The organism is Mesorhizobium sp. M0410, assembly GCF_040321435.1.
GTDB lineage: Bacteria > Pseudomonadota > Alphaproteobacteria > Rhizobiales > Rhizobiaceae > Mesorhizobium.
In genome coordinates, this window is the sequence record NZ_JAMYRN010000027.1 from 1 (window position 1) to 22,014 (window position 22,014).

21 protein-coding genes and 1 pseudogene are annotated in these 22,014 nt (G+C 61.7%); 15 read left to right on the forward strand and 7 right to left on the reverse strand.

The features are described 5' to 3' along the window. The 3 genes from NKI63_RS26670 to NKI63_RS26680 all read left to right on the forward strand — a co-directional run. The coding region (locus tag NKI63_RS26670; RefSeq protein ID WP_352823923.1) for a hypothetical protein at positions 1–293 on the forward strand (293 nt) is incomplete at its 5' end. Between the two features lie 789 nt (positions 294–1,082). Next, on the forward strand, positions 1,083–1,817 hold the full coding sequence (locus NKI63_RS26675) for a thermonuclease family protein (protein ID WP_352496426.1): 735 nt from the start codon (positions 1,083–1,085) through the stop codon (positions 1,815–1,817). Positions 1,818–2,040: 223 nt separating this feature from the next. After that, the gene (locus NKI63_RS26680; RefSeq protein WP_156937504.1) at positions 2,041–2,529 is read left to right on the forward strand and encodes a hypothetical protein; all 489 of its coding nucleotides are present in this window, start codon (positions 2,041–2,043) and stop codon (positions 2,527–2,529) included. Between the two features lie 62 nt (positions 2,530–2,591). Here NKI63_RS26680 and NKI63_RS26685 read toward each other — a convergent pair whose 3' ends face one another. Further along, positions 2,592–3,986 carry a Do family serine endopeptidase gene (locus NKI63_RS26685; RefSeq protein ID WP_031195538.1) on the reverse strand — a complete coding sequence of 465 codons (1,395 nt, stop codon included), beginning with the start codon at positions 3,984–3,986 and terminating at the stop codon, positions 2,592–2,594. Between the two features lie 246 nt (positions 3,987–4,232). Between NKI63_RS26685 and NKI63_RS26690 the strand changes: the two are divergent. The 3 genes and pseudogenes from NKI63_RS26690 to NKI63_RS26700 form a co-directional block, all read left to right on the forward strand. Further along, positions 4,233–4,469: pseudogene (locus NKI63_RS26690) on the forward strand (hypothetical protein); the annotation flags it as partial. Between the two features lie 89 nt (positions 4,470–4,558). Next, positions 4,559–4,945: a hypothetical protein gene (locus NKI63_RS26695; RefSeq protein WP_023680933.1), complete on the forward strand. Its 387-nt coding sequence runs from the start codon at positions 4,559–4,561 to the stop codon at positions 4,943–4,945. Continuing rightward, the gene (locus tag NKI63_RS26700; RefSeq protein WP_023723120.1) at positions 4,942–5,466 is read left to right on the forward strand and encodes an RES family NAD+ phosphorylase; all 525 of its coding nucleotides are present in this window, start codon (positions 4,942–4,944) and stop codon (positions 5,464–5,466) included. The genes NKI63_RS26695 and NKI63_RS26700 overlap by 4 nt, the downstream gene beginning before the upstream one ends. 43 nt (positions 5,467–5,509) lie before the next feature. On the opposite strand, the gene scpB (NKI63_RS26705) is transcribed toward NKI63_RS26700, so the two are convergent. The 4 genes from scpB (NKI63_RS26705) to NKI63_RS26720 form a co-directional block, all read right to left on the reverse strand. Further along, positions 5,510–6,223 (reverse strand): SMC-Scp complex subunit ScpB, encoded by a 714-nt coding sequence (gene scpB, locus NKI63_RS26705; RefSeq protein WP_352468048.1) that lies wholly within the window; start codon positions 6,221–6,223, stop codon positions 5,510–5,512. A 2-nt stretch (positions 6,224–6,225) separates the two neighbouring features. Then, positions 6,226–7,179 (reverse strand): DUF1403 family protein, encoded by a 954-nt coding sequence (locus NKI63_RS26710; RefSeq protein ID WP_031195481.1) that lies wholly within the window; start codon positions 7,177–7,179, stop codon positions 6,226–6,228. 242 nt (positions 7,180–7,421) lie between these two features. After that, entirely contained in the window at positions 7,422–8,015 is a 594-nt protein-coding gene (locus NKI63_RS26715) for a type II toxin-antitoxin system VapC family toxin (protein ID WP_023723123.1), read from the reverse strand. Continuing rightward, entirely contained in the window at positions 8,005–8,301 is a 297-nt protein-coding gene (locus NKI63_RS26720) for a hypothetical protein (protein WP_352468047.1), read from the reverse strand. Before NKI63_RS26720 ends, NKI63_RS26715 begins: the two co-directional genes overlap by 11 nt. A 276-nt stretch (positions 8,302–8,577) precedes the next feature. Here NKI63_RS26720 and NKI63_RS26725 point away from each other — a divergent pair, with 276 nt between their 5' ends. The 4 genes from NKI63_RS26725 (at position 8,578) to repC (ending at position 14,426) form a co-directional block, all read left to right on the forward strand. Further along, a complete protein-coding gene (locus tag NKI63_RS26725) occupies positions 8,578–9,708 on the forward strand; it encodes a site-specific integrase (protein WP_051409794.1) in 1,131 nt (376 codons plus the stop codon). Positions 9,709–10,714: 1,006 nt separating this feature from the next. Then, positions 10,715–11,896: a plasmid partitioning protein RepA gene (gene repA / locus NKI63_RS26730; protein WP_023749471.1), complete on the forward strand. Its 1,182-nt coding sequence runs from the start codon at positions 10,715–10,717 to the stop codon at positions 11,894–11,896. After that, entirely contained in the window at positions 11,893–12,927 is a 1,035-nt protein-coding gene (gene repB, locus NKI63_RS26735; protein WP_031195483.1) for a plasmid partitioning protein RepB, read from the forward strand. The genes repA and repB overlap by 4 nt, the downstream gene beginning before the upstream one ends. A gap of 155 nt (positions 12,928–13,082) precedes the next feature. Next, the gene (gene repC, locus NKI63_RS26740; RefSeq protein ID WP_023723128.1) at positions 13,083–14,426 is read left to right on the forward strand and encodes a plasmid replication protein RepC; all 1,344 of its coding nucleotides are present in this window, start codon (positions 13,083–13,085) and stop codon (positions 14,424–14,426) included. A 301-nt stretch (positions 14,427–14,727) separates the two neighbouring features. Here the strand turns inward: repC and NKI63_RS26745 are convergent, their stop codons facing one another. Beyond that, positions 14,728–15,660, reverse strand: coding sequence for a recombinase family protein (locus tag NKI63_RS26745; RefSeq protein WP_031195486.1), 933 nt, complete (start codon positions 15,658–15,660; stop codon positions 14,728–14,730). 612 nt (positions 15,661–16,272) lie between these two features. On the opposite strand from NKI63_RS26745, the gene NKI63_RS26750 reads away from it, so the two are divergent. Beyond that, positions 16,273–16,536 carry a hypothetical protein gene (locus tag NKI63_RS26750; RefSeq protein WP_084643174.1) on the forward strand — a complete coding sequence of 88 codons (264 nt, stop codon included), beginning with the start codon at positions 16,273–16,275 and terminating at the stop codon, positions 16,534–16,536. Further along, positions 16,536–17,228, forward strand: coding sequence for a nucleotidyl transferase AbiEii/AbiGii toxin family protein (locus tag NKI63_RS26755; RefSeq protein WP_023723131.1), 693 nt, complete (start codon positions 16,536–16,538; stop codon positions 17,226–17,228). Before NKI63_RS26750 ends, NKI63_RS26755 begins: the two co-directional genes overlap by 1 nt. 38 nt (positions 17,229–17,266) lie before the next feature. Here the strand turns inward: NKI63_RS26755 and NKI63_RS26760 are convergent, their stop codons facing one another. Next, complete coding sequence (locus NKI63_RS26760) at positions 17,267–18,382, reverse strand: tyrosine-type recombinase/integrase (protein ID WP_023723132.1); 1,116 nt, start codon at positions 18,380–18,382, stop codon at positions 17,267–17,269. A 141-nt stretch (positions 18,383–18,523) separates the two neighbouring features. Here NKI63_RS26760 and NKI63_RS26765 point away from each other — a divergent pair, with 141 nt between their 5' ends. The 3 genes from NKI63_RS26765 to NKI63_RS26775 are packed head-to-tail and all read left to right on the forward strand — an operon-like array spanning position 18,524 to position 21,983. Continuing rightward, positions 18,524–19,465, forward strand: coding sequence for a DUF1403 family protein (locus tag NKI63_RS26765; RefSeq protein ID WP_352756335.1), 942 nt, complete (start codon positions 18,524–18,526; stop codon positions 19,463–19,465). A gap of 2 nt (positions 19,466–19,467) precedes the next feature. Beyond that, entirely contained in the window at positions 19,468–20,169 is a 702-nt protein-coding gene (gene scpB, locus NKI63_RS26770; protein ID WP_352823924.1) for an SMC-Scp complex subunit ScpB, read from the forward strand. Continuing rightward, the gene (locus NKI63_RS26775) at positions 20,166–21,983 is read left to right on the forward strand and encodes an SWIM zinc finger family protein (RefSeq protein WP_023722825.1); all 1,818 of its coding nucleotides are present in this window, start codon (positions 20,166–20,168) and stop codon (positions 21,981–21,983) included. Before scpB (NKI63_RS26770) ends, NKI63_RS26775 begins: the two co-directional genes overlap by 4 nt. The last annotated feature ends 31 nt before the right edge of the window (positions 21,984–22,014 follow it).

Below are 22,014 nucleotides of genomic sequence, written 5' to 3' on the forward strand. Positions count from 1 at the left end.
CCGGTGCCCCGTGGCCCGGATGCGCCAAGCTTAACGAACCTGACGTACCGAACAAACGATGGCACCAAGAACATCATGCCGGATACGGCTTCATCGAGAGCTTCAACGGCAAGGAAGGCGCGTCAACACTCTACGCTACGATTGCTGGCCGCCCGTCGTCACGGCGCATATGCGACGTTCCGTTAGCCGCCGATCGCGTTCCTATCCACGACAATCGCGTGGTGGTACATTCGGTTGATTTGGCGAATGTTTTTTGTCGTCAACTCACCGGGAAACCGGGAAGGTGGTCATGAGAATTATTACCGCTCTAGCATGCGTCGCCCTCCTTGCAGGTTGCACAACGGCAGGCCCCCCAGGGCCCCAAGGGCCTGTCGGTCCACAAGGTCTTCCCGGCAAGCAGGGACCTAGAGGTGCAATGGGGGCTGAGGGTCCGGCGGGGAAGGACGGCGTCGGCGGTTGGGAAATCACCCAGTATGCAAGCGCGAGTGATACAAGCCCAGACAAATCCGCACAGGCTTGGTGTCCCAAGCCAAAAGTCGTCATAGGTGGCGGTGCCAGCGCGTCAAATTCAAATGCTCTAATTTCTAGGAGCTTGCCGGTTACTTCCCCAGCTCCAGGGTGGGTAGCACAAGCGCATGTAGCCGCTACGTCCCCAACAGCTTGGACGCTGACAGCATACGCCATTTGCGCGCTTGTCAAATAGTCGGCGCTTGGCCGGGCCGGTGAACTTTGCGTTGTCGCGTCTTGGAGACACAAACGGCGTTCTAGTCTTCATCCCAAAAATCCTGCAGCGAGGCGTGCCGAAGGTCTTCCTCGCCCCGGAGGTGCTTCACGCGGACCTTGATGCCCGCTTGCGAAGGCCATAGTTGAGACGGTTGAAAGGCTGAGCCGGTGCCCCCCGCGTTGACCAGTTGCCGACCGGCTAGTGCAGCTTCTGGACTCTCGCCCGGAATGGCGGCATTCTCTCTTCCGGGAGAGCGGGCGTGGGCAAAGGCCACCGTTATCAAGGCGCCAATCAGGCTGACCGCTGGCGAAGGCGCGCCGGCAGAAGAATGCCGTTACGGCGGCTGCCGCGACCCCTCTTGGGGCTGATCTTCCTCGGCGCCGGCACGCTTGCCGCCGCAGTCACCCAATTCGCGATCCAGAGCACCGCCGGCCAACAGAGCACGATAACAAACTGGACAGAACCATTGCCTGGCCACATGGAAGGCCGCGCCTCGGTGATCGATGGCGACACAGTAGAGATTGCAGGCCAAAGGATTCGTTTCAATGGCATCGACGCGCCCGAGAGCCGTCAGCACTGCGACGACGCCAAGGGCTTTGACTACCCATGCGGGCGCCGCGCTGCCCAAGCCTTGGACAAGTTCCTGGCAGCTTCGCGACCGCTGCATTGCAGTTTTGTCGATCGTGATCGGTACGGGCGTCTTGTCGGGAACTGCGATCGGGCGGGCGGTCGTAGCGTTCAGCGCTGGCTTGTCGAGCAGGGCTTGGCACTGGACTGGCCCCTCTACAGCCACGGCGCCTATGCGGGGCAGCAGGCGAAGGCAGAGGCGGCAAAGCTCGGTCTGTGGGCCGGAACTTTTCAGGCGCCTTGGGTGTGGCGTCTAGCGCATGCCGACAACCGGCCGCTTTCTAACCAGCCGCTTGGCTTAATCAACCGCCATCAGGTCGCACAAAGCGGCTATTCATGCGAGCCGCGGCGCACCTGTTCCCAAATCAGCTCGTGCGATGAAGCAAGTTGGTACCCAGCCAACTGCTCTTGGGGCCGCAAGCTAGACCGCGACAAAGACGGCATCGCCTGCGAAAGCCAGTGTTGAACCTGCAGGTGCTGCCGCTTCACGGTCGCACGCACGTCGGTGTTGGCGCCGCGGCGCGTTGGGGTGGGTTTGGTCATGTGGAGGGGTTCCTAATGAAAGGGCCGCCTCGACGGGTGGCTTTTGAACGGTGACGGACTGCCGTTCCAAGCGGACCAGCTATTGTCGACTAAATGAAAGCGGGAAGATCCAACGATGCCTCCAAAATACGTGCAGCCCTCCGTTCATGAGACAGCTTTCAGCGGCATTCCAAATCGGCAGGGAGTTCGGCAGAGCCGAGGCCGAAGTTATGTTGCCCCGCCCATCGATTATGATCGCCACCCATCGACAACGAGCGATGCAGAACACGGCGAGCCGACCTGACGTTATCATTCGCTGGCATCAAGTCCGGCCTGATTTTCCAGAACTCGTTGCAACTGATGCGGCGAACTTTGACGCTGCCGTCTCAACAATGACCGTGCGAGATGTGGTCATATGGCGTCTTCGGGAAGGGCGCTCGCTGCGCGGTTCCGGCAAGGCCGGTCTTCATCATCGCCAACGCGGCGAAGGTCTTCTATCACGCTATATAGGAACGGAGTGCGTCAAAATTGACACGGGCTCGGCACGAGCTGCTCAAGTGCGGACGATGATGGGAGCCACGGCCGGCTGGCTGCTTTTTGCCGCGCGCGAGATGGGAGGAGGCGGCTGGAGTGATGTTTGGGCTCCGGCGACCTGATTCCGTTCTTTCGGATACGGAACGGAAACTTTGCCACATTTTTGGTTTCGACGCACGCTACGTCAGGAAGCAGCTAGGGCAATGAAGAGCGATTGTCCTTGCCTGTTTATGCGCAACAGAATGGGCTTGTGCTGCTGCCGGGATCTTGCCCACTCCTCCTGGATATCTGACGGCTGTGCCACATCCCGGTTGTTGGCCGAGACAATCACGTCGCCAGGTCGAAGGCCGTTCTCGGCGGCGGGGCTATTCGGCGCCACTTCCTGGATAAACACGCCGGTGGTACCCGGCTGCAGACCGAGTTGCTGGCGCGCTTCGTCCGGAATGGTGCTGAGCGACAGCCCGAGGCGTTGGTCCGCCGCTTCCGGACTCGGAACGGCACCGGTCTGCACCTCCTCGTCCTTGCGTTGGCCGACGGTCAGCTCCACCTCCTGCTGGGAGCCGCCGCGGTTCCTTGTCAGCGTCGCTTTCGACCCTGGCTTTTCGTTCGCTGCCGCCAGTGTCAAGTCATGGACGCCCTGGATGTCCTTGCCGCTGAACCGGGTGATTACATCGCCCGATTGTAGGCCGGCCTTCTCCGCCGGACTGCCGGGCTCGACCGAGGCGACCAGCGCTCCCTTGGTGCTCGATATCCCAAGCGCTTGGGCAAGCGACGGCGTCACCTCCTGGAGACGCACTCCGATGAAGCCGCGGTCAATCCGGCCGGTACGGATCAGCTGATCGGCGACGCTTCGTGCAGTTCGGGACGGCACGGCGAAACCGATGCCGATGCTGCCGCCCGATGGCGAGACGATGGCCGTGTTGACGCCGATCACTTCGCCGCGCGCGTTAAACAGCGGGCCGCCGGAATTGCCTCTGTTGATCGAGGCGTCTGTCTGGAGGAAATCGTCGTAAGGGCCGGCCTGGATGTCGCGCGAGCGGGCGGAAAGAACGCCGACGGTCACGGTTCCCCCGAGCCCGAAGGGACTGCCAATCGCGATCGTCCAGGCACCCGGCTGCATTGCGTCAGAGTCACCCCAGGCGGTGGTCGTCATGTTGGGGCGTGGATCGACCTTCAGCACCGCGATGTCGGTTGCTGGATCGCGGCCCACAAGTCGCGCGCGCGAAGTCTCCTTATCGGAGAATACGACGTGGATTTCGGTGGAGTCGGCCACGACATGATTGTTGGTGACGATGTAGCCCTCCGGACTGACCACGAAGCCGGAGCCGAGAGCTTCTCGCACCTGCGGCTGGGCAGGCCCGCGGCTGTCGAAGGGGTTGAGAAAATCGTCGAGCATCGTTTGGTCCTGGATGATCTGCCTCGTCGTGATCGCGACCACGGCCGGCAGCTTCTGACGCAGGATTGCGCTGAAGTCGTTCGGGATTTCCTGTGCTGAAACCGGAGCAAAGCCGCCAGCCGAGAGCATCAAGATTCCTGCGACGAGGCCCATGCTCAGTCGCTTCCTGGCAATGTAAGACATGATTGATTCTCCTGCCCGACCGCCCTGGCGCTGCCGCGCGACTTTTCCCAGACGCAACAACTGACATTCACGCCGATTGTTTCACCGGTTCGAAAAAATGTTGATCGTGGGCTGAACTGCGAGGATTTGGCCTTGTCGGGCCATTGAAATTTGCTCGAAACTCTCCAAAATTTCGGCTGGTGAAAATCGCGAGAGCCACCAAAGATGACATCAACAAAGGAGACTATTCAAAGCGGAGGACCATCGATGGAAGGAGCCATTTCGACGAGTTTTCCCCCAATCGGGCCCGAGGGTCCTGATGTTTTTCTTGACCGGTTGCTCCATCCAGCACGGCATTTCGAGCGACCTCAGGACGTGCTGACTGACGCGACGCTGGACGTCCAGGAGAAGCGTGCAATCCTTTCGTCCTGGGCATCGGATGCCTGTGCGGTGGAATCGGTGCCGGCGCTACGCATGCCGCCGGGAGCAACCGAACCGGTCAGCTCCATGTTGGGGACAAGACGATGCCTCCGTCCACTTGCTATGCATCGGAATGTGCATATATTGTGCATATGAGAGGTCGGAGATTTGTCATGGCCCACGCACAGCTCGCACATTCCACGGTGATTTCCGGCTTTGTCGATAGCCTGCAGGAGCCGCGCACGCCTTATATCTCGCCGAAGCGCCTGTCGCAGGCGCTGGGCGTGAAGGTGGCCAACTTGGCCCAGCTGACCGGTGTCCACCGCAACACGCTCCGCAATCCCTCATCGGAGCGCCTGCAGGGCCGGATGCGCGAGATGGTGAAAGTGATCTCGGCGGCGACGGAACTCACCGGCGACGTCAACAAGGCGATCTTTTGGTACCGCAATGAACCGATCGCCGACTATGGCCATCGTACCGCAGCCGAGCTCGTCGCGGGCGGCCAGGTCGAGGCGGTTCTGGCCTTTATCCGGGATCTCGAGAATGGTGCGCGCGGGTGAGGATCACCCGCATCGGTCCAGACGAAATCTTCCATCGCTATCTGACTCCCAAATGGGCTTTCCTGCCCACCAGCGGTGCAGGCGCAGCGATGGACGGCGGTCGTTTCAACCGGCCAGGCATCGAAGCACTTTATCTGTCGCGTGCGACCCAGACGGCGCTTGATGAATACAAGCAGGGAGCCAGCATCACCCCGCCCGCCACCCTTGCCGCTTACAAGATCACGCTCGCCGAGGTAGCCGACCTTTCGCAGGGTTTCGACCCGGACATCTGGGACGGCCCGTGGAAGGAGTGGGATTGTGCCTGGCGCCAGGTCGCTCGCATCGACAAGAAGATCCCGCCATCGTGGAAGCTCGCGGATCTGGTCATCACCGCCGGACTTCGCGGCATCCTGTTTCCGTCGCTGCGTCACGCCGGCGGCACCAATCTGGTGATCTTTCCGGCCAATCTTGTCGACAGCGACCATGTCGCGGTTCACGATCCCGATCAACGGTTGCCGCACGACCAGTCGTCCTGGTGCTGAGTTATCGACCGTCTCTGGGATCGCAACGCGACGACGTCCCCCGTCACGGCGCTTGGTCCCCAACGACATCGTCCTCGCCGTCGCCCTCCCCGCTCGCCAGCCCGGCTGGAATATCGCCGGCCAGCAGCTTCTCCTTCGACAGCAGCCCTGCGTCCTCAAGCGCCTCGAAATCCGGTAGCTGGCGCAGCGTGTCGAGCCCGAACTGCGAGAGAAAAGTTTTCGTCGTCACATAAGTATAGGGCGCGCCAGGTTGCGGCGAGCGCGGACCCGAAGCGATAAAATCCTGCGATCGCAGCACGCCGATCAGGTCGCGCGAGATCTCCTTGCCGAAGAAGCTCGACAGCTCGGCCCGGGTGATCGGCTGGAAATACGCAATGCACATCAAGATCAGCGCCTCGGACTGCGACAGGGGTTTTGACCCCGGCCCGCCATCCGTACCCTGCCCCGTGGCAGCTCGAATTGCATCGGAGTAGACCCTCCTGGTCCGGTGCTGCCAACCGCCGGCGACCGACACCAGTTCATAGGGCCGGCCGCGCAATTCTTCGCGAATGTCGTCGATAACCAGGTCGATGTTGCAGCTTCTTCCGACGACCCGCGCCAGCGTCTCGCGCATCACCGGCGTGTTGGCCGCAAAAATCACCGCTTCGACGCGACCCATCCATTCGCGCCAGCGCAACTCCGCCGGCAGGTGTTCCAACTCAGTGTCGAGCAGCGATGGCTGGGCATTTTCTTTTCTCTGGGCCGTTTGGTCGGCCATCGCTAGAGCCCATACAGCCGGAAGGTCGGCCGTCCCGACAATTCACGCACTGCCTCGAATTCTATCAACCGGTCGAACAGCCGCCGTGACCCGAACCGCGACAGGTTTTTGGTCACGAGCGAGCCGGAGACGGCATCATTGTCGAGCAGTTTTGCGATCGCCTCACCTGCGCCTTTGGCGCGGAGCTTAGGCGCCACCGCCATAAGCCGCTCAGCCCGCCGAGAAATTTCGCCGGCGACCCGGCAGGCATCCGCCGCGCCCTGCGCCAGCGCCACGCATACTGCCCGCTCAAACCCTTCCCCTCCAGGCCGGATCCGTTTGCCGCGTCCGCCTTCAGCATGGAAGGCCGGAGCAAACGCCTGCGCCACCAACATTGGCACGGGCCGCGACCAGCGCAGCTTTTGCGCCAAGACCAGATCGGCACACCACCAGGCCAGCGTTTCGGCCTCCGACCGCATTGCGACCACGTAGCCGGCGATTGCCCCGGCAGCGAACGGCGCCGGTCGCCCGGAACGGGCAAGATTGTCGATCACCTCGGGAAGATCGGCAAAGGCATCGTCCCAGCGCAAGCCGAGCAGCGCGACCACTTCGGCCAGTCTCGCGGCATTGACCACCGGCGGCCGCAACGCCAGTTGTCGCCAGGCGCCCAAAACAGCGCCGGCAGGTCCAGGATCGGTGTCGGGGGGACGCATATACCAGGCATCGCGCAGGGCGGCCTCGTCCTCGCTGCGGCCGGCCAGCCGAACGGCGGCGGCGGCGCATTTCAAGGCCCGCCCCTGCCGCCAGGCACCGGCCCAGGGCGGCTCCGAACGCACCAGATTATCGAGCGAAGTCAAGGCTGCCCCAGCCCAAAACGCGGCATCGGCATCGCTCGAAACTGGCCCGTCTGGCAGCGCCCAGCCCGGCACACGCGGCGGCAGAGGAGCGCTAACAGGTGAGGGGTCGGCTCGAATCATGTCTGACATGGTAAACTGGGCGTGCGCTTTACGCCATCATTCGAGGGCTCAAACGCACAGCCTGTCGTTGCACAATGACGAACGATAATGCCTTATCGTTCGTGTCTGTCATTACGTTAGAAATGGCCGCTGTCGCCCGCGGTTCAACGGTCGCAGGAGAGTGTCAGCGACCTTTTTGAAGACTGGTGGTCATTAAAGGAGGTTGGACGATCACGGTGCACGGGCATCTGCCACAGACGCTTTCAACCCTGCGGGCGCAAGTCTGTCACCGGCCGGTAGAAGATCACACGCACCGACGGAACAAGCTGGTTGAGGTAATCGAAATCCCCAACATTGCCGGTCAGGACCGTCGCGCCCAGCAGACCGGCCTGGTGAAAGATCAGCGCATCGTTGAGGAAGCGGCGTTCATGGCCCTCCCCTTTCGGCAGACGGCTCAGCCGGAACAGCAGGCCGGCAAGCATGCCGGCGCGTCCCCAGGCGGTGGCGTCGGGTGCATGCAGCCGGTGCACTGGAATGTCTTCAATCGTGCCTGCAACCACTTTCAGGACCGACTTCGTCGTGGGGTGCGCTGGGTCGAGCCGGCCGAACAGGTGGCTGAGCTCGGCAAGGCAGACGGCCGAGTGCTGACAGAGCCTATAGATCAGAAGGTCATCGACCACTTTGGGCGTGCGCCCCTGAAGGACATCCAGATAGACGCTCGTGTCGAGAAGCAATGCACCGCCGACAGGCGGCTGGTCCCCTGCCCAGGACAGAGCGGAATCCGGCCGCCGTTCCAGCCCGCCGGCACGCCGCTGTGGTTTGAGGGAACGCAGTGCGCTCCCGAGATCAAACGCCAAGATCAATGTCTGCGGAGATGCTGCCCTTGCGGCGGACGAGCTGGGCGCCAAAATCGTCCTCGAGGGCCAGCCGCGACAAGGCGAGCTCCAGCAGTTCAGTGTCGGAGGTCACATGAGCGCGCTTTTTTGCCGCCTCGATCAATTCCGACGGCACCCTCCCGGAAAGGCGTGTGTTCTTGGCCGCGCCGAGAAGGCCGACCGCCCTCGCCTGCTCAAGCACCAGACGGTTCCGGGTGTGGGCGATCCGCTCCTCGCTTTCGGCTGCCGTTGCGCCACGTACGCTCATCCTGGATTCTCCTGTTGAACGAAACATAAGGGATGTTGAACATGAAGGCAAGGATCGGCACTGAGAAAGAGGGCCCTAGGAGGGTCAACACTGGATCGGACATGGTCCGTCGCCCGGTCATGCTAAAGCACGACCCAGCGTGTGGTCGTACGCGACCGGCGCAAATCTCGGGAGCTACTGGTCAAGCACCTCGCGGTGGACAATTTGGGCGCTTTGGTCGCACGTTGGGGCTCTCAGAATCGCACCACTGTGACATTCAAATGATCGAGAGTTTCGATGGGCAGTCCCCGTAATTTCATGACGCCCATCGACGCGGTCGACACCAGCGACCTGCCTGACATTGTCGACGTCGTCATGGAAATGGGGCATCCGGATGAGGCTCCCGCTCCTCCCACGCAGGTCCTCGACTCGCGACGAGCATCACTGCCTGCCCATCTCGAAAAGCTGGCCGACCGCGCGCGCGATTACGTCGAGGCGGCGAGTTCGGCAAACACCCGTCGCGCCTATGCCGCCGACTGGAAGCATTTTTGCGCCTGGTGCCGGCGCCAGGCGTTTGATCCGCTGCCGCCAGATCCACAAGTCGTCGGCCTCTACATCACGGCCCAGGCCTCAGGATCGGAACGGGACAAAAAGTCTGTGTCGACCATTGAGCGCCGCCTGTCGTCGCTGACCTGGAACTATACGCAACGCGGTCAACCGCTCGACCGGAAGGACCGGCATATCGCCACCGTGCTCGCCGGCATCCGCAATAAACACGCCTCCCCTCCCCGTCAAAAGGAAGCCATCCTGCGCGACGATCTTGTCGCCATGCTGGAAACGCTCGATCGTGGCACGCTGCGCGGTCTGCGCGGCCGCGCCATGTTGCTTTTGGGCTTCGCCGGCGGCTTGCGCCGCTCCGAAATCGTGGGCCTCGATGTTGCGCGCGATCAAACCGAGGACGGCTGCGGCTGGATTGAATTTTTCCCGGACAAGGGCGTGCTGGTTACGCTGCGAGGCAAGACCGGCTGGCGCGAGGTCGAGATTGGCCGCGGCTCGTCCGATGCCACCTGCCCGGTCGTCGCCCTGCAGACCTGGCTGAAGCTGGCCCGCATCGCGCATGGCCCCCTCTTCCGCCGCGTCACGGGGCAGGGCAAAGCTGTGGGCGCCGAGCGGCTCAACGATCAGGAGGTGGCGCGGCTGGTCAAACGCGCGGCCTTGGCCGCCGGCGTGCGCGGTGATCTTTCCGAGGGCGAGCGCGGCCAAAAGTTTTCCGGCCATTCGCTGCGCGCTGGCCTCGCCTCCTCTGCCGAGGTTGACGAGCGCTACGTGCAGAAGCAGCTTGGTCACGCCTCGGCAGAGATGACACGCAAATACCAGCGCCGGCGCGATCGCTTCCGCGTCAATCTAACTAAGGCGTCAGGATTGTAGAGTGCGGTACGCCCCCCAGCCGCAGGTGCCTCTGGATGCGCCAATCCACCCCGGCGCCACAGATCCAACCATCAAGTTGATGGGTTTCTAAGGTTTATTGGTGCGGGCGCAAGCCTCCAACTTGAAGAGCTGTTCCCAGCTGGGAACTCAAAATACGGGTTGTGCGAGAAGTTGCTTCTCGATGAGTTCTCCAGGATCCTTCGCCGACACTTGGACTAGCCCCCGAGGGAAGTTGCCTGGCGACTGCAGGAGCCTCTTGCTCGACGCTGGAGGAAAGTGCGCGTGGACAGGACGCCCACGTGCCAAACGGTGCTGATTGCTGTCAAATCGCGTGGGACGCCTGGCGATAGATCCTAGCCGCTGAGTTGCCATTCGCGAGAGTCGCTCGGCCCGGAAGGAATGCCTCGTTGCAGGGTAGGGGCCGTGGGGCGTCTAACTTGTCTGCCTGGGGGCGTTCACCGAAGTGACATCGGAAGCGGCGCGGCATGGCTGCATTACAAACACAACCCATCGTCCCCGACGCAAAGGATGGTGACTTCCCTAGGACTGCGCGAGCTCAGTGCCTCCGTCACAACGGGAATTTCGCCGCCGCGCCAAAGTGGGGGGAGGGGGTATCTCTCCATGCGCCGAAACCTACCTGCGCTTTTGTAGGTCGCTCGCGGCCGTACGCGGAAGCCAGAGGCCAACCGGTACACCAACGTCGACTATCTACGAGAACAAAACGGGCAACGGGGCCCGCCCGTGCCCCCATGCTGCGTAACCAACTTCATAGCTGTCTTTTTCAATGCCTGATGCGCAACTTTGACGGCACAGGGAAGCCAGCGATAGCGAAAAGTTCCCAGCTGGGAACTGCCCTGTGTCCATTTGCTCGAATTCTCCGAATCGGGCATACCTCCAGTAACGGAAAAACCGCGTAATTCGAAAAGTTGGCGTAGTTGGCGTGGCGTTAACAGCTTGTTAACCACAGTCGCTATCAATAGGCGCTGGGTGCAAGAGGAGAATCTGGGTGACGCGGCATCTAAGTAGCCTTCAGTTCATGAATACCTTTTCGACGAAACTCGAGAAGGCACTCAACAATCTTTCGCTGGCTCAGTATCCTCCAGATGCGATTCGTACGATGCGCAAATTCACTTCGACGGAAGTGGCAGCATTGCTAGGAGTGACTGAAGCTTACATACGGCAGGTCTCCTTAAAAGGGCAGGGGCCTGAGCCAGAGACAACGACCACCGGAAAGCGCTTATATTCTGTGGAGCAGGTGCTGGACCTTCGGATGCACCTGGCGGAAAAGGCACGGAAGAAATGGATCAATCCTCGTCGTGTTAAAGGCGAGGATTGCCAGATCATCGCGATCACGAACTTCAAAGGTGGATCGTCCAAGACAGCGACCACTATTCACTTGGGTCATTGGTTGGCACTACGTGGATATCGCGTTCTCGCAGTCGACATGGATCCCCAGGCGTCGTTGACAAGTCTGCAAGGAGCGTTACCCGGATTTGACTACCGAGAAGGTGACACCCTTTACTCAGCGATTCGGTTTGATGATCCGGTGCCAACGGAAAAGATTATTCATCAGACGCATATCATCGGATTCGACGTCATCTGCGCCGGTCTTGAGCTGACAGAATTCGAGACGGCCGTCACCCTTGAGATGCGCAAGAGCGGTGGAACCAGTTTTCTGCTTCGAGTGTCACAGGCGCTCGAACAGATCGTCGATAACTACGACATCGTCCTTCTCGACTGTGCGCCGTCACTCAATTTCCTGACACTTTCGTCGCTCACTGCCGCTACCGGAGTCCTAATCCCAGTTCCAGCGCACATGCTCGATGTCGACTCCACAGGGAAGTTTTTGGAGCTGGCCGCATCTTATATGCAAATCCTGGATGAGGCTGGTGCAGGCGCACGTTGGGATTTCGCCAAATTCCTCATCACAAAGTTTGAGGCCAACGACCACCCGCAAGCCAACATGCAGGCCCTAATGCGCCAAGTGTTTGGCGAGGATTTACTTCTGAATTCAGTCTCCAAATCCACTGCGGTTGCGGACGCTCTCACTTGGAAGCAGAGCCTCTATGAAGTGCAACGATCGAGGTTTTCGGCACCTAAAACTTATGATCGTGCAATCGAATCGATCAATGCCGCGAACGCGGAAATAGAAAGCCTCATCACAATGGCATGGAGGCGTGAACAGTGAGCCGTAAAGATTCTAAGGGCATGTTTGCTGCTGTTTTGGGGCAACTCGGGGAGGACAATTCGGAGGAGGGCGTCAGCCGCCGCACGTCATCGCCGCACCTGATGAAGGTGGCGGCTGGTGTTCGCCAAATGCAAGAGCGTAGCGATATCGCCGACAAGTTACTGAAGTCAGGCGAACAGATCATTGAACTCGATCCCGACAAAATACGGCCGTCGTCTATTACCGATCGATATGATGACGCCTACGAGATTTCCGCCATTGCTGAGATCACTGAATCCATGCGGGAGCGCGGTCAGATTGTGCCTGGACTGGTTCGGCCAGTACAAGGCAAGGATGGCGAGTTTCAAATCGTCTATGGTCGCAGAAGATTAGCGGCAGCTAAGCAGCTTGGGATCGGATTCAAAGCGGCCGTCCGCGAGTTAACTGATGAACAAGCAGTCATTTTCCAAGGCGAAGAAAACACCGCTCGAGAGGATCTTTCATACATTGAGAAGTGCGCTTTTGCGCTTGCGCAGCAGGAAGCGGGATACAAACGGGACACCATCTGCGCTTCGCTGTCGACAGGAAAATCGCATGTCTCCGAGATGATCAAAATCGCCTCATCGGTCGACAAGGAGATACTGCAATCGATTGGTAAAGCTCCCGGGATTGGTCGAGGACGATGGCAGGAATTCTCGAACCGCTATTCCATAGACGGCTCACCCGCAAAAGCTTTCGATCTTATTCGCAAAAACAAATTCCGCGAGGCAACGTCCGACGACAGATTCATTATTCTGCTTGAGACGCTTCCATCGGATCATAATGCGATCAAAGAACCTGCGGGTCCGGCCAAGCCATCAAAGCCCAAGATTGCTATGAAATCCTGGGCTGCTCCAGACAAAACAGTCAGCGTCAGCCTCAAAGACAACGGAAAAACTACCATGATTGCGGTGGGAGAGGCTGAAGGATCGCGTTTCGCAGCGTTTATCGCCGGACAACTGGACGACCTGTTTGAGGCCTTTCGGAAGTCCATCACGAAACAAGGAGTCTGAAAACCGCAAAAGAAAAAGGCCCCCGAACGGCAAGCCGTGGAAGCCTCTCTCTGAACTAAGCACTCTGAGAATCGCATCTCCACGAATCACTGTCAAGAGTCATTGGCGTCGTTTTGGCGAGCAGGTTTCTTTTGCCTAATCGAGGGTGAAAGAAAATGGAGACGAATATTGCGACGACGCCCTTTGGGCGGCGGCCGATGACGCTTGGCATGATTTCAAGCCAAGTCACCGCAAGGGCCGTGCCGAAGGACGCGATCGTCCACAAATGGCATGTCTTCCAAGATATCAAGGATGCCAGGATCGCTCTGGGCGCCACTGATCGCGCTTTGGCTATTCTCGACGCGCTGTTGTCGTTCCATCCGGACACGGCACTTTATGGCGACAGTGAACTGGTTGTATGGCCATCCAACGAGCAGCTGATCCGCCGCGCCAATGGCATGCCCCCAACGACCTTACGGCGACACCTGGCCGTTCTGGTCGAGTGTGGATTGATCATCCGTCGGGACAGCCCAAACGGCAAGCGCTTCGCCCGGAAAGGGCAGGCGGGCGAGATCGAGCAAGCCTATGGCTTTGACATCTCGCCGATCGTGGCGCGCGCTGAGGAGTTCAAGGATCTTGCGGAAGCGGTCAGATCTGAGAAGAAGGCCTTTCGTCTCGTTAAGGAGCGGCTAACCATATGCCGCCGTGACATCGTCAAGATGATCGACGCGGGGATTGAGGAAGGCGTTCCGGCGAACTGGGGCAGGGTCCAGCAGGCCTACCAGGCGATTGTTGGTCAGATACCACGCACTGCACCTAGGCAGACTCTCGAGGTGATTGCCGAAGAACTTGAAGGCCTTTGGGCTGAAGTGCGTGAAGCATTGGAATCATTTGTAAAAACACAGAAAGTGGACGCCAATGAGTCCCAAAATGGGCGCCACATACAGAATTCAAAACCAGACTCTAAATTTGAATCTGAAAGCGGCTCAGGAAATAAAGATGAAGCGGGCGGAAACGTTGCGGACACCGACAACGTACGGAGCCTACCGAAACGCGAACTGCCGCTAGGGATCGTGCTGGATGCCTGCCCGAACATGCTTTGGCTGGTGAAGGGCGGCGGCGGAATCCGCAACTGGCGTGAATTTCTGGCCGCGGCCGAGGTTGCCCGACCGTCCATGGGCGTCAGCCCGAGCGCCTGGGAGGAAGCGCGAACGGCAATGGGTGAGCAGCAGGCGGCAATTTCCATTGCCGCGATCTACCAGCGGCAGGACCAGATCAACAGCGCCGGCGGCTATTTGCGCAGCCTGACAGATCGAGCAAAGGTCGGAAAGTTCTCGGTCTGGCCGATGGTGATGGCCTTGTTGCGGGCCAAGCTTGACGCGTCGAAAATGACCGGAACCGGAGCTGAAGCCGCTGCCGTCGATTTGGAGATGGCGGGCAAGGTCGTGCGCACCGAATCCCGGCTGGAAATCAGCAATGCGTTGCGCCGCAGCCTCGACAAGCCGGGGCGCGGATCATGATGAGGTGGGCGGGTTTCGATCCGCTTTATGAGCTTGGGCGGGTCGCTGCGGCGCTTGTCGGGACGAGCGTCTTATGCGAGCATCGAAGGTATGAGAAAAGAACATGACCCGCAACCGACGCCCGATGAAACCGCCGGGATGGTGTGGTGGAATTCGCTTACCGAATCCGATCGTGCGGCTTGGCTGGCGCGGGCCGGCAGCGCCGTTCCAGCTGATGCCTGGGCCGCGTACAAGCGGCTCGGGAACGTTGAGCGTCAGCCACAGACCGTAAACTGAGGACTGTTCTGCAGCGGGATGGCGGTCAGTTCGCAGGTAGTTCGGCGACGAGTCCAAGCCGTCGGGCTCGATCGAGCAGGTTCTTGACTGAGGAGGCAGACCATTTTGCGCTTCCTCGTGGGGTTCGCTCATGCAGACGCTCGAGCTGGCCAGCGATGTCGCGGAGCGACAGGTTTGGGTTAGACTGCGAAATCCCTGCCACGAGAGTCATCAGGCGATCTTCGGGAGACAGAGGAGACGCCCGCTTTAGCAGTGTGGAGTCGGCCAGGTGCTCTGTGACGAGCCACCTCACTGCCCGCCGCAGTCGTTCAGGCGTCCAGTCGAGGCCGCGCTGCTTCAAGACCCGAACGATGTCGTCCCAGTTGTGGTCGGGTCGCATCCGGCGGACCGTCGGAAGCCACTGGTTCATCGTTGATTGTAGCCGTCGGCCATAGGCTGCCTTTTGTACCGCTGTCATCTTCGCCAGGGCTTCGGGCCTGCGCTCCCGGATACCAGGATTGCCTGGCAGCCGCCCCTTCGATCGTGCAGCGATAATGCCGGCCTTGGTCCGCTCTGAAATCAGCGCACGCTCGAGTTGGGCAACGGCGCCGAGTACCTGTAGCGAAAACATGCCCTGTGGCGTCGACGTGTCGATCGGATCTCGGAGAGATCGGAAATGCGCGCCCTTCTCAGTCAGATCCTCGATCACCTGAAGAAGATGGCTTACCGAGCGCGCGAGGCGATCGAGGCGCACCACGACCAGGACATCGCCGGCGCCGATATCGCTCATCAACCGCAGTAGGGCAGGGCGAGCTCTTGACGCCCCGGATCCATGTTCCTGAACGACCACGTCGCAGCCAGCCGACCGCAGCTCAATTTCCTGCGCTTCCGTCGCTTGTTCGTCCGTCGACACGCGCGCGTACCCGATTTGTCGGCCCTGTGGTCGTCCGGAGCGTCGATCTTGCGCTTCACGGGCCATTTGCGGCGTCTCTCAGCTTAGGAAAGGGCGTTTGTACAAACACCGAAGATATCAACAAACGATCGTTTGTAAACGTCTCTAGTGGCCCTTTGGGTAGCTCCTACGGCTTCGATGAGGCTGAAAATCAACCATTTCTAGCCTCCTGACCGCCCCAGGGCGTGGTGCTGTACAGTCCCGATATGAGGTCATTATCGATAGTGAGCTTTCTTGCCGAAGATATCGCCTGTGACTGTCGCTTTTATTTCCCGATTTCAATTGAAGTCGTAAGCTGAAGTTCAGTACCGCCGTTTACACCTTACGGCTTCAAGCGCGGGGAGGGGACCTTCAGAGCCTTTGGTGAGGTCGACGCGGAACCGATCGCGCCACCGCCGATCTCGCCCTGCGGCTTCGTAAGGGCGAGACGTGCCGGAGTCGTGCTTCCGAAGATCAGTTCGCAGCTGGCCGAATGCCGCTCGATCCCGCGCGCGTCTGTAGCTCGTCCGTTTACGCGCGCATGGCCGCTCAGGCGTCACTGTGGTCGACGGAAGGACGATTGTGAGTCTCGCGAGCCATTTGCAGTGCCCGAGTCTCGCAGCTTGTGCCCCATCCACGAATTGACTATTTTGCATGACTATGAGTGAGCATCTGGCCTTGGTTCTGACGACAGTGAACGCGCCCTACAGCGAACAGCTCGACGGGGTGGCGCTGGCTCATTGTCTTTCGGATCTAGATCTGGCGAAGCAGTATCCTGGGCAGGTCAGTGCCTTCCTTGGAGAAGTACCGGTCGAGCAGCAGATGGAGTTCGCCGCCGCGCACCAGATAGCGGTTGATGATCTGAAGGCTTTCGCGGCCCATTTCTCTGCCTGGTCCGGCGAGAGCTATCAACTCGCTGCCTGATGATCGAGGTCCATAGCCGTCGTCCGTCCGAATGGCGGCGGCTTTTCGCCATTGCTGCCGATCTGATCGACCAGCTCCGGGAGAAGGCCGGAGGTTTTGAATTCGAATGGTCGTTTGGCGGCGGCACGGCGATGATGATCCACATCAACCATCGCGAAAGCCACGACGTCGATATCTTCCTCGACGACCCTCAGCTACTCGGCTTCATTGACCCATCCAAGAGCCAACTGAGCTTCAGCACGGGTCCTGCCGCATATGACGGCGACGGGACGAGGTTTCAGAAATTCGCGTTCGAGGGCTTGGGCGAGATTGACTTCATCGTGGCCGGGGCCTTGACCGGGACACCTTTCGAAAAGCGAGAGGTAGAAGGTCGTTCGGTATGGCTTGAGACCATTCCCGAGATCATTGCCAAGAAGGTTTATTACCGAGGCGCGGAGCCCAGACCGCGGGACATCTTCGATATCGCAGCCGCCGCGCGATCGCATCGAGCCGGCGTTGTCGGAGCCCTCCGGGCATTTCCGGATCGTGTCGCTCGAACAAGGGAGCGGCTTGCAGAGCTGAATCCGGAGTTCGTCAGACGGACGATTGCACAGCTCATGATCATGCCAGACTACGAGGAGATGGCTGCTGATAGCCTTGCCACTGCAACAGCCCTGCTCGAAGAGGTGCTGTCGCCAGCGACATCATCCTGACCAACGCCGGCAGCCGGCTTCAAGCGGGGGAGGGGCTTTCAGAGCCCAGACGCCTTGGTGAGATTGACGCGGAACCGATCCCGCCGCCGCTGATATTTGCGCGTCATCTCGGCCGAGGCGTGGCCAAGCTGCTTCTGGACGTAACGCTCCTCGATGTCGGCCGAGGAGGCAAGGCCGGCGCGCAGCGAATGTCCTGAGAACAGCAGTTTCCGTTCCCCTTCCGGAAGATCCGAGCGGACGCCGGCGGCGAGTGCGGTCTGCTTGACCAGGCGCGCGACATGCTTGTCGGAGAGCCGCTCGACGTCGACGGTCTTGTTGTCCTTGAAGATGCGCCGGAAGAGCGGGCCTCTCGCGATGCGGCCGAAGCGGATCCAGCTCTCGAGGGCAGCGACGGGGCAGGTCTGGTCGGAGGCGCCGCGGCCGACCTCGACCTCGCGCCAGCCGGTCTTGCCGCGCAGCGTCACCAGGACGCCCTGGTCAGGAAAAATCTCGATCCAGCCGGCGCCGTCGCTGTGGTTGCCATCGAGATGGTCGTCGCGCGCGACGTCGAGGCCGACGATTTCCGAGCGCCGCAGCCCGCCGGCGAAGCCAAGCAGCAAAATAGCGCGGTCGCGCAGGCCGCGCAGATCATGGCCGAGCGTCGCGATCATGGCGATGAGATCGTCGCCGAGCACGGCCTCTTTTTGCCGCGGTGGCTTTGCGTGCTTGCGGCGAATGCCGGCGAGCACGGTGGCAATATGCCGATCGGCGCGATCCATTGGCACGCCGCGCTGGGTAAAGTTCCAGGCAAGACCGGAGAGGCGCCGCTCGATCGTCGCGACAGAAAGTGGGGGGAGGCCGCGTCTCGGATCCCCGGCGGCGCAGGCGCCAATATAGAGGCCGATGACCTGGCTCGACGGCGGCATCGGATCGAATCCCTCCCGGCGGCACCAGCTGGTGAAATGCCGCCAATCCTTGGCGTAAGCGTCTCTCGTGTTGTCGGAGCTGGCCGCCTTGGCGTAGGCCGTCGCGGTCTCGACGAGGGCTTCCAGACGCGCCGGCGCCCGCGAGGCGGGGGGTGAGGAGCCCATTTCCAGCACAAGGTCGACGATGTCGGGCAAATCGTCGTGGGTCGGTTCGTCGGTTATGGCCCTGTTTTCCGGGGGATTTTGCATGATTTGGGAGGCTATCAGAATACGTCCGATAAGGCAAGCTTATCGGACATAAAAGCGTTGCGACAGGCTGTGCGCTTTGCACCGGATCGCTAGCGAAAAGCGCACGATGGCGTTATCGTCCACGCCATGATTCGTCCCGCCATGTCGCCGATTGCATCGACCTGCGAGCCGCCCACCGTGCCCGGCTGGGCGACCCAGCGCGGGTCGGTGACAAGCGATGCGGAGGCGGCGTTCATGGCCGGCGCGGCGTTGCATGCGCTCGACACTCTGGTGCGCGCGGCACCGCCCTGGGCCGGCGCCTGGCGCCAGCGCCAGGCCTTGAAATGCGCCGCGGCCGCCGTGCGCCTCGCCGGCCGCGCCGAGGACGAGGCGGCGCTGCGCGACGCCTGGCATCTGCGCAGCCCAGGCGACGATCCCGGCCCCTCCGGCGCCATTTTTGTGGCATGGAAACGACTGGCCTCACGCTCGCCGGCGGTCGACGCCGACGGCCTGCGCGGAATCTGCGACTTGCTCGGGGTCCGCTGGGATGGCGCGCTGGCGACCATCCCCGAACGCATGGACGATCTGCTGCGGTCCGCGCCGCCGGCGCCGTTCATGGCCGCCGCCATCGCCGGGCACGTCCACGCCGCGCGGCCGGAGGCGGCGTTTTTGGGCTGGTGGCTCGCCGACCTGTCGCTGGCGCAAAGATTGCGCTGGCCGCGGCCGGTGCCGCTCCTGATGGCGCAGGTGCATTCGTCAGCCTTTCGCACCGAGGGCGCACGAGGCGCAAAAATACGGCCGGGGGAGCAAAAGTTCGAGCGGGCGGTCTGCCTCGCGGTCGCGCAAGCCTCGGTGGAGGCCTGCCGGCTGGCCGCCGACATCGCCCGGAACGCCGCCCGGCTTGCCGCGGCGGCGCCCAAGCTCAGGGCGAAAGGGGCGGGGGAGGCGATCAGGTTGCTTCTCGACGAGGACGCCGTGCCCGGCTCGCTGCAGACGCCCCATCTGTCGCGATGGGGCGCGCGGCGCCTGTTCGAGCGGCTGACCGGTCTCGGCGCGGTGCGCGAACTGTCCGGCCGCGCCACCTTTCGCATCTACGGGCTGTGATGATGGCGGCGCGTCCGACGAAGGCTTGCCGAGGAAATGGGGATGGGCAACGACTGTTGCTTGACCGAGATCTCGACCACCTGCCGCCGGAGGTTCGGTGGCGTGAATGGATGGGGCGGGTCGAGGCCGTCATTTTCGCTTCCCACCAGCCGGTGTCGCGGGAGGTTCTTGCGCGGATGGTGGGCCGCGACTGCAATCTCGATCTTCTGATCGACGACATCCGCGCCGAACTGCGCGGCCGACCCTACGATCTAGTGGCGGTCGCCGACGGCTGGCAGCACCGCACCCGGCCGGCTTTTTCAGACGCTATCCGCGCCGCTTCGGGCGTCAGCGAACAGACCGTCGACCTGTCGCAATCGGAAGCGCTGGTGCTGATGACGGTGGCGTATTTCCAGCCGATCACCCGCGCCGAGCTGTCCGGTTTTTTCGGCCGCGAGATCAGCCGCGACCTCATTGGCAATCTGCGCGGCGCCGGCTTCATTGCTTCCGGACCGCGCGCGCCGCAGCCGGGGGCGCCCTACACCTATGTGACGACGAAGACCTTCCTGTCCCACTTCAGCTTCGAGACGCTGCGCGATCTCCCCGACATGGAGAAGCTCGAGGACGCCGGCCTGCTCGACAAGGCAAAACTGCTCGCCGACTTGTCCGGCGCGCTCGGCATTGTCAGCGAAGACGCAGAGGCGGAGGAGCAGGGGCTGCCATGACGCCACCGCCATTCGGGGAAGACACGATCCGTGCCCTCGCCACCGAGGAATCCTTCGCGCGCGGCAAAAGCTACTTTCGCAGCGGGGCTGTTTCCGAACTCGTGCGCCGCGGCGATGTCCTGACCGCGCAGGTCGAAGGCAGCGAATTCGCGCCTTACGTCGTGTCGGTCAGGCTCCGCGATGGCGGCGTCGCCGACACGCGCGGCGTGATCGAGACACGCTGCTCCTGCCCCTACGACTGGGGCGGCGCCTGCAAGCATGTCGTCGCCGTGCTCCTGAAGTTTGTTGCCAAGCCGGGCGAGGTCGTGGAAAGGCTTCCGCTCGCGGACATGCTCCGGGACCTCGATCGGGCGGCGCTGGCGGCGCTGCTGATCAGCCGGGCCGAGGAGGATCCGGGCTTGGTGCTCTGGCTCGAGGCGGAACTGGCCGTCGGCGCGCCGGACGGATTTTTGGCGGGTGCGCGTCGCACCGCCGTCGATCCGAAACCGATCAGACGGCAGGCTGAGGCGCTGCTGTCGGGGCGCAATTCCCGAAGACGCGGCTGGAGCGACGATGTCCCCGCGATCGACGAGGACGGCGTCGCGGCGCTGATCGACAAGGCGAGGCCTTTCCTCGAGGCGGGTGACGGTCGCAACGCCCTCGCCATTTTGGAGCCGGTCACCGAGGCCCTGGTGCCCGCATGGCTCGAACAGGCCGACTGGGACGAAACGCTGCACGAGTTTTTTCCCGTGCTCGGCCAACTGATCGCCGAGGCGGTCCTGATGAGCGATCTCGCACCTGGCGAACGCGACGACCTGATGGCGCGGCTCGATGTCTGGCAGGGCGAACTCGACGGCTACGGCCTCGACGACCATCTGCAGGTCGCGATCGATGCGCTCGAACAGGGCTGGGATGAGATCGGTCTTGCGGACGTGATGGCCGGCCGGGGACGAACCTGGCCGCTCTCGGGCCTGGGCGACTGGATCATGGAGCGGCTGACGGAAGCCCGGCTGCGGGTGCTCGATATCGGCGGGCGGGCGGAGGAATTTCTCAACCTCGCCAGAGCGGCGGGACGGCATGGCGATCATGCCGCGATGCTCGTGCGGCTGGCACGTGTCGCGGAAGCTGCCGCTTATGCCCGGAAACAGTTTCGCTCCGCCGAAGAGGTTCTGCTGCTCTCACAGGTCTTGAAGGAGGCGGGACAGATCGACGAGGCGCTGGAACTGGCCGAATGGGGTCTGACGCTGAAGGCGGAAGAGGACCGCTCCTATGGGATTGTCGGTCTCGCGCGCTGGCTGCGCGATTGCGCCGCCGCGCTGGCCAGGAGAGAACCCGCATTGACGGCGGCGGGCGCCGCTTTCGAGCACAGTCTGTCGCTCGATGATTTTCGGGCGGCCGAGACCCTGGCCGGACCGGAATGGACGGCGATGCGCGCCCGCCTTCTCGCGAAGCTGGCGGCGGCGAAACACGCTCACGACCGGACCGAGATTTTCCTGAACGAAGGCAGGATCGACGAGGCGGTGCGGTCCGTCGACGTCGAGAACGTTTTGCGCAATCCGTCCAATACGGTTCTTATGCGCCTCGCCGAGGCGGCGCACGCCAGCCATCCCGACTGGGTCATCGATGTCTGCGAGCGCATGGCCGTCAACGTCATGGATTCGGGCCAGGCCGGATTCTACGAACTGGCGGCGCAGTGGCTGGAAAAGGCGGTGCTCGCCTATGATGCGGCGGGCCGGTTCGACGACTGGATCGAAAGAATCGACAAGCTTATCGAAAAACACCGGCGCAAGCACAAGCTCAAGCCGCTGCTCCAAGCGTTGCGCCCGGGCGCATAGGCATGGCCGGACGGCCTTGGAGAGCCAAACC

Bases quoted from the DNA above. Each gene is read 5' to 3' on its own strand.
- NKI63_RS26680 (WP_156937504.1), top strand. From the start codon at position 2,041: ATGAGACAGCTTTCAGCGGCATTCCAAATCGGCAGGGAGTTCGGCAGA.
- NKI63_RS26685 (WP_031195538.1), bottom strand. From the start codon at position 3,986: ATGTCTTACATTGCCAGGAAGCGACTGAGCATGGGCCTCGTCGCAGGA.
- NKI63_RS26695 (WP_023680933.1), top strand. From the start codon at position 4,559: ATGGCCCACGCACAGCTCGCACATTCCACGGTGATTTCCGGCTTTGTC.
- scpB (WP_352468048.1), bottom strand. From the start codon at position 6,223: ATGGCCGACCAAACGGCCCAGAGAAAAGAAAATGCCCAGCCATCGCTG.
- NKI63_RS26710 (WP_031195481.1), bottom strand. From the start codon at position 7,179: ATGATTCGAGCCGACCCCTCACCTGTTAGCGCTCCTCTGCCGCCGCGT.
- NKI63_RS26720 (WP_352468047.1), bottom strand. From the start codon at position 8,301: ATGAGCGTACGTGGCGCAACGGCAGCCGAAAGCGAGGAGCGGATCGCC.
- NKI63_RS26725 (WP_051409794.1), top strand. From the start codon at position 8,578: ATGGGCAGTCCCCGTAATTTCATGACGCCCATCGACGCGGTCGACACC.
- repC (WP_023723128.1), top strand. From the start codon at position 13,083: ATGGAGACGAATATTGCGACGACGCCCTTTGGGCGGCGGCCGATGACG.
- NKI63_RS26745 (WP_031195486.1), bottom strand. From the start codon at position 15,660: ATGGCCCGTGAAGCGCAAGATCGACGCTCCGGACGACCACAGGGCCGA.
- NKI63_RS26750 (WP_084643174.1), top strand. From the start codon at position 16,273: ATGAGTGAGCATCTGGCCTTGGTTCTGACGACAGTGAACGCGCCCTAC.
- NKI63_RS26755 (WP_023723131.1), top strand. From the start codon at position 16,536: ATGATCGAGGTCCATAGCCGTCGTCCGTCCGAATGGCGGCGGCTTTTC.
- NKI63_RS26760 (WP_023723132.1), bottom strand. From the start codon at position 18,382: ATGCAAAATCCCCCGGAAAACAGGGCCATAACCGACGAACCGACCCAC.
- NKI63_RS26765 (WP_352756335.1), top strand. From the start codon at position 18,524: ATGTCGCCGATTGCATCGACCTGCGAGCCGCCCACCGTGCCCGGCTGG.
- scpB (WP_352823924.1), top strand. From the start codon at position 19,468: ATGGCGGCGCGTCCGACGAAGGCTTGCCGAGGAAATGGGGATGGGCAA.
- NKI63_RS26775 (WP_023722825.1), top strand. From the start codon at position 20,166: ATGACGCCACCGCCATTCGGGGAAGACACGATCCGTGCCCTCGCCACC.